The sequence below is a fragment of the Bacillus sp. MBGLi79 genome (assembly GCF_002953915.1).
Genome location: NZ_CP026521.1, coordinates 2,374,028 through 2,380,472 on the forward strand (window position 1 = coordinate 2,374,028; position 6,445 = coordinate 2,380,472).

The 6,445-nt window shown below is 42.0% G+C and carries 5 protein-coding genes and 1 riboswitch; of the genes, 2 read left to right on the top strand and 3 right to left on the bottom strand.

Annotated features, from left to right (window positions below; genetic code table 11):
* Nucleotides 1-77: 77 nt before the first annotated feature.
* A complete protein-coding gene (locus tag C1T29_RS11700; protein WP_095431626.1) occupies nt 78-1,541 on the bottom strand; it encodes an FGGY-family carbohydrate kinase in 1,464 nt (487 codons plus the stop codon).
* 4 nt (nt 1,542-1,545) lie between these two features.
* Nucleotides 1,546-2,580 (bottom strand): 2-hydroxyacid dehydrogenase, encoded by a 1,035-nt coding sequence (locus C1T29_RS11705; protein ID WP_095431625.1) that lies wholly within the window; start codon nt 2,578-2,580, stop codon nt 1,546-1,548.
* Between the two features lie 95 nt (nt 2,581-2,675).
* Nucleotides 2,676-2,767, bottom strand: a riboswitch (SAM riboswitch).
* Nucleotides 2,768-2,912: 145 nt separating this feature from the next.
* On the opposite strand from C1T29_RS11705, the gene C1T29_RS11710 reads away from it, so the two are divergent.
* Both C1T29_RS11710 and C1T29_RS11715 read left to right on the top strand, forming a co-directional pair.
* Nucleotides 2,913-4,955 (top strand): molybdopterin oxidoreductase family protein, encoded by a 2,043-nt coding sequence (locus C1T29_RS11710; protein WP_095431624.1) that lies wholly within the window; start codon nt 2,913-2,915, stop codon nt 4,953-4,955.
* A 103-nt stretch (nt 4,956-5,058) separates the two neighbouring features.
* The gene (locus tag C1T29_RS11715; RefSeq protein WP_095431623.1) at nt 5,059-5,349 is read left to right on the top strand and encodes a hypothetical protein; all 291 of its coding nucleotides are present in this window, start codon (nt 5,059-5,061) and stop codon (nt 5,347-5,349) included.
* 369 nt (nt 5,350-5,718) lie between these two features.
* On the opposite strand, the gene C1T29_RS11720 is transcribed toward C1T29_RS11715, so the two are convergent.
* On the bottom strand, nt 5,719-6,123 hold the full coding sequence (locus C1T29_RS11720; RefSeq protein ID WP_095431621.1) for a UPF0715 family protein: 405 nt from the start codon (nt 6,121-6,123) through the stop codon (nt 5,719-5,721).
* Between the last annotated feature and the right edge of the window lie 322 nt (nt 6,124-6,445).

Below are 6,445 nucleotides of genomic sequence, written 5' to 3' on the forward strand. Positions count from 1 at the left end.
ATGCTTATATCCATTACCGTATTACCTTATTAAAGCTAAAAATTAGACAATTCCTCAAAACATCCGGATATGCCGCCTTATATCAACACTTTGCTTTCTGACCCTGAAAAAAAGCGCTGAGTTTGCTTCCATTCCTCATATAAAGCCAATTCTGTCTGACAGCTCTTCGGTTCGATCACCCGGACATTTGCTGACATCTCCTCCATTAATTGAAAGGTTTCATTACAAATGACTGCTGCACCAACGACAGATGCCTGATGATATCCCTCTTTGACATAGATTTTTTTCTGAAGAAGGTCAGCGATATATTGCGTGAGCGCTTTGCTTTGGAATCCCCCTCCACACACCCAAACATAGTCACGTTTAAACGGAGTAACCTCTGTTAAAATATCAAAGTTCCATTTGATTGAAAATGCGATCTCTTCTAGCGCTGCACGTACAAAATGTGCCCTCTTTAAATCTGCTGAAAGCGGAGTGTCAAAAAGAAAACCGCCTCTCGTTAATGCATTCTTTTCAGCTGATAAATAAGAGCCGAGAGCCGCTATACACGCATTGTTTTCTTTTGCTAGTGCAGAAATTTCCTCCTCCATTACGTCGTACGATTCATTCGGATAGAAAATCTGTTTTAATTTTTGATAATTCAGACCGGTAATTCCCGGATTCGTTTCCACTAGCCAATGCCCTTGATCTGTATGGCAGTTCAGCCAGGCTTTATGTTTTGTGTCGCCATGATCCGCAGTAATTTTGGTTATTGGCGTTGTTGTCCCTGATACGATGACAATGTCCTCAAGTCCAGCTCCGGTGCTTTTCACAGCTAGCTGTGTATCCCCGCCCCCGGTTATCACCTTAGCATTTATTGATAGACCTAATTCGGCTGCATATTCATTTGCTATTGTTCCAATTGCTGTTCCCGCTCTTACAAGAGGCGGAAGGAGAGATGGAGAAAAGCCGAATATGTCGCACATCTCTTCTGACCAAGTGTTATGCTTCACATCAAACAGCAGCGTTTCTGTTGCCTGCGATGGTTCATATGTTAGGATTCCGCTCAGTTGGTATGTCACCCAATCACTGATGCTTGTAAAGCTTGCAGTCTTTTCCCATAAAGAAGGCTGGCGCTGCTTCAAACCATAAAGCTTGAGTGCAGAAAAAAGCGCAGTTGGCAGACGGCCTGTACGGCTGTATATCTCTTCCCGATCGGGAATGCTCTCCTCCCACTCTCGGCCACGGTTATCTATGTTCGGCAGCCCGAGAAAAGAGTCACCGTTTTGATCGATCAGAACAATCCCCTGTCTTTGACTCGTCGATGTCAACCCAATGATGTCAATATCACGCGAACGGGATAGCGCACGTTTTGCCAACCTCATTACTTGCTTCCACAGTATCTGAGGGGAAAAATAACGGCTGTCCGGGTAAAGCGTCTCAGTGGAATACTCGATGTCCTCCCGTTCAACCGTTTGAACAATGCCTGAGACACTCACGACCGCTACCCTCGCATTGCCTGTGCCGATATCGAAAACGAGATAGCCTTTTTGTTTTTTCATTCTGTTAACCTCTTTTCTTTACCTCTGTTCCCAGTTTGTCTTTGTTATACAATGTCGGAATATTGGGAATTTTTTCAACCTTCCACTTTTTGAGGGCATCATTCATGATCGACACGTGATGATCCTCTACTTCAAAGGTTGCTCCAGCGAGATGCGGTGTTGCCAGAACATTAGGCAATGAGATCAATTCATAATCTGATTCCTCTGGAGGTTCATGATAAAAAACGTCTAGTACCGCACCTCTGATTTTATGTTCTTTTAATACAGATAAAAGATCTTCACGGTTTACGACAACTGCTCTTGAAGTATTGACGAAAATCGCACTCTCTTTCATCAAATCAAAATATTGCCGATCTATCAGTCCAAGTGTTTCCTCAGTACGAGGCAGATGGACAGAAACGATATCACTGTCTGAAAACACCGTTTTAAGAGCTGCTTTTTCATACAGCGGATGATCGTCTAGAATGTATGGATCGTAATACTTTATCTTACAGTCAAACGCAGTCAGCAGTTTTGCAATCCTTTGGCCAACCGCGCCGAACCCAATCATGCCAACCGTTTTTCCTGTTAGCTCATTTCCTTTAAATTTGACATAAGCCTGCAGGTAATCACTTTTCCACTTTCCATCCTTCAGCCATTGATTCGAGGCGCTGGTATGACGGAGAAAGGAAATCACATTTCCAATAAACATTTCGGCAACGGCTTGTGCATTCCGCCCTGGTGTATAAAAAACAGGTATACCCCTTTTTGAAGCAGCTGCCACATCCACATTGGAGGGCATTCCCCTGCAAACACCGACAAATGAAAGTTCGGGAACAGAAGCAAATACGCTGTCTGTTACCTGATCAAGCTCAGTAATCAAACCTGTCGCATTTGTTGCCTTTAGCAGCTGAATGAGTTCATCCTCCCGATATGCCCGGCCTTGTTCTTTCCAAGATTGATAAATAACTGAGCTAAACAAGTTTTCAAGCTCTTTTCGCCCTTCTTCGTTGTACGGCGCTGTAACCAAAACCGTCATGGTGCAAAACATCCTTTTCATCGTATTTTTTCATAAAAAAATCTCTTTCCGAAGATGGAAAGAGATTCATATATAGGCGCGCTCTGTTACAGGCAGACACCGGTATAAACCTTGCTTTCCTATCTTTCAAGCTGACGCTTGCTGGAATTGGCACAATAATGTTGCCGAGGTTTCATAGGGCCAGTCCCTCCACCTCTCTGGATAGAAAATGTTGAGTATGTAATTTTCAAAATAAAGAATACGTTTATCATAAAGAAGTCTCAGATTGATGTCAATCTCTTTTTTCAGAATTGACGTTATCATCCGAAATGTTATAATTCTTACAAAATATCTAACTAGAGAGGAACTGGGCCATGAAATCTTTTGCCACACAACAAAACGGCATTTTTAAATCCGTTTGCTCGCTGGACTGCCCGGATCAGTGCGGATTATTAGTACATAAAAAAGACGGAAAAATTGTGAAAGTGCAGGGAGATCCCGATCATCCTGTCACAGCTGGAAACATATGCAACAAAGTTCGAAACATGACGGAGCGCATCTATGATGAAAAGCGGCTGACTACACCGCTTAAACGGACAGGCGCGAAAGGCCAAGCGATATTTGAACCGATTTCCTGGGAAGAGGCGATTGATACGATCACCTCCCGCTGGAAGCAGCTGATTGATGAAGAGGGAGCTGAAAGCATACTTCCTTACAGCTTTTACGGAAATATGGGGAAATTGACAGCTGAAGGAATGGACCGCCGCTTTTTTTACCGCATGGGATCAAGCCAGCTTGAACGGACGATTTGCAGCAAAGCGGGATCTGAAGGCTATAAATATACAATGGGCATAAGCGCGGGAATCGATCCTGAGGAAACCATTCATACAAAACTATTTATTTTTTGGGGAATTAACGCTGTCAGCACAAACATGCACCAAATTACGATCGCCCAAAAAGCGCGAAAAAAAGGTGCCAAAATTGTCGTGATCGATGTACATAAAAATCAGACAGGGCGTCTTGCAGATTGGTTTATTCCAATAAAGCCGGGAACTGACAGCGCACTTGCCCTTGGCATCATGCACATTTTATTTAAAGAAAACCTTCACGATGAAGCATTCCTGTCTGAATACACGGTCGGCTACGACAAGCTCCGTGAACACGTGAAACAGTATAATCCGGAAAAGGTATCAATGATCACCGGGATCAGCACTGAAGATATTTATCAGCTGGCAAGAATGTATGGGAAAATCTCCCCTTCTTTTATCAGAATCGGAAATGGAATCCAGCATCACGATAACGGCGGGATGATTGTAAGGACGATTGCCTGTCTTCCGGCGATCACCGGCCAATGGCTGCATAAAGGGGGCGGCGCAATTAAGCATAACAGCGGAATTTTAGAATATAACACAAATGCCTTGCAGCGGCCCGACTTATTAAAAGGGCGCACACCGAGGTCGTTTAATATGAATCAGCTTGGCAAGGTGCTTTTGGAAACAGATCCGCCTATCCGCTCTCTTTTTATTTATGGAACAAACCCTGCCGTCGTCGCGCCGGAAGCAAACAAAGTCAGACAGGGCTTGCTGCGGGAAGACTTGTTTACTGTGGTTCATGATTTGTTTTTAACGGAAACGGCTGCATATGCGGACATTGTACTGCCTGCAACATCCGCTTTTGAGAACACTGATTTTTATACCTCCTACTGGCACCATTACATTCAGCTTCAGCAGCCGGTGATTGAGAACTATGGAGAAAGCAAGTCTAATACTGAGGTGTTCCGATTACTGGCTGAAGCAATGGGATTCACAGACCAGGAGCTCAAGGATTCAGATGAAGAATTAATCCGCCAAGCGCTTGACCATCCAGATAATCCGCATTTGGCAGAGATTAATTACGATTCACTTACTAAGCACTCATTTATGAAAGCGAAACGCAATAAACCGCTGTTTCCTGGCAAACTTCCAACGCCAAGCGGAAAAATAGAATTATATTCAGAACAAATGAGACAAGCTGGTTTCCCGGCTTTACCGACATTTACGCCTCTTGTAACCGATAATGAACATCCGTTTATGTATGTTCCGGCGCCAAACCATAATTTCTTAAACTCAACGTTTTCAAACAATAAAAAACACATCAAGCTCGAAAAGACGCCAAAGCTCTTTATCAACACAAAAGATGCTGAAGAACATGGAATCGTTGATGGGGCTCCTGTACGAGTTTGGAACAGCCGGGGAGAATGTGAGCTGACCGCATCAGTCGGAGAACAAGTACTGCCAGGTGTCGTTGTCAGCCAAGGATTATGGGCAGATGAGCAAGGAAAAAAACAGCTTGTAAACGCGCTAACCCCAGACCGGCTGTCCGATATGGGGGGCGGCGCCACCTTTTTTTCAGGCCGTGTACAGATTGAAAAGGTTTGAAAAAACAGCCAGTATTCGTTTTGGCTGTTTTCTTTCAAATTTAATGAAACCTGGAGCATGCCAAGCCCGTATATCATAACATTGACATAATGGAGGCATGCATATGGACGTTTTTTTAGGAATCGGTATTGCTTTGGCTGGCTATTTTATCGGTGAAGGCTTAAAGCAAATGAACCATCCAAAAGCATATGAAAAAAGTGATACCTATCTTATAAAAGAACGAGATATTCACTTTTACATCGGACATTTTTTAGGAATTACTACAGCTGAGGCTAAACAGTTAGCCGGAGATATGAAAGACATCCCTTACATCGAAATAAACGGAAAAAGATATGTACAGAAACAGATGTTAAAAGAATGGACATTTACATTAGTTGAAAAACAGCAGGGTTAATATAGAAAAACTGAGGAGAGCGCAATGCTCTCCTCAGTTTAGTTTAACTATATGGTTTGACCCTTTGCCATAAGCGATGTTAAAACGATTAACCCCATCAATTTCTTTCCTCAAACAGGACAAAATGTCCGTTCCACTACAATAGATTTTATATTCCCTTTGATTGATGACGTTATCATCTTGATGAACGTATGTATCGTAAAAAATTAGAAAACCTATTCGGATTGAATATGTGCTCTCGTTATGCCCTTCCATACTGGGCCTTTATCCTAAAACTTTTAGGTTCACGCAGCAATGTAAATGCAATATCCTCAATTTTTAATGAATCCCCGACTTTTTCATATTCGACTTCAGTTTCTCTGATTTGCTTTATACGCCCGAAGCTGTACGTTTATAAAGGATCAGGGAATCCCAGAACCAGTAAATCACTGCAGCTGTAATACTTAACACATAATAAATATACGATTGCAATGTCCATGCTATTGACGCAGGTTGACCAATAAAAAATAACAGGAAAGCTACGATAAAAGCAATCACACTGTAAATCAATAAATACATGACATTGAATGTTCTCGCTTTTTTCTGCAACATCATTTGCAGCGGAACAGCAAAAAGGCCATACATCATAAAACCGTATAATAAAGCAATTGCTGCTGTAAACAATGCAATTATCATATCGCCATACATAACGAAAGAATATAGCCCGAAAAACAAACCAAACGTAAGGCTGGATAGCCCTAATGTCATTAGATAATATGCTGCGATTTTTTTCATTTTTTCACCCCCCTTGTTTGATTTATTCACAGTGCTGTTAGTATACATTCACAACCTTTGTATTTCTTTTATCAAGATGTCTTCCCCCACTGCCATACGCAATGCGATGATAAAAAGTTTCAAAAATGACGGCTTTTTATTAAATAATACGACTCGCATGGAGATGCCTCTCCTGATTGGCCAAATCGCGAATGAAAAAAACGAATGAATACCTGATCAACAGACAAAATAAGAAGAGTTGATATTTCAACACTTTTCGTAAAGGAGTGAAACCTATGAGTCAAAAAGGAATTCAAAATTCAAGTATTGAACAAATAAAAAA

Bases quoted from the DNA above. Each gene is read 5' to 3' on its own strand.
- C1T29_RS11715 (WP_095431623.1), top strand. From the start codon at position 5,059: ATGGACGTTTTTTTAGGAATCGGTATTGCTTTGGCTGGCTATTTTATC.
- C1T29_RS11710 (WP_095431624.1), top strand. From the start codon at position 2,913: ATGAAATCTTTTGCCACACAACAAAACGGCATTTTTAAATCCGTTTGC.
- C1T29_RS11705 (WP_095431625.1), bottom strand. From the start codon at position 2,580: ATGAAAAGGATGTTTTGCACCATGACGGTTTTGGTTACAGCGCCGTAC.
- C1T29_RS11720 (WP_095431621.1), bottom strand. From the start codon at position 6,123: ATGAAAAAAATCGCAGCATATTATCTAATGACATTAGGGCTATCCAGC.
- C1T29_RS11700 (WP_095431626.1), bottom strand. From the start codon at position 1,541: ATGAAAAAACAAAAAGGCTATCTCGTTTTCGATATCGGCACAGGCAAT.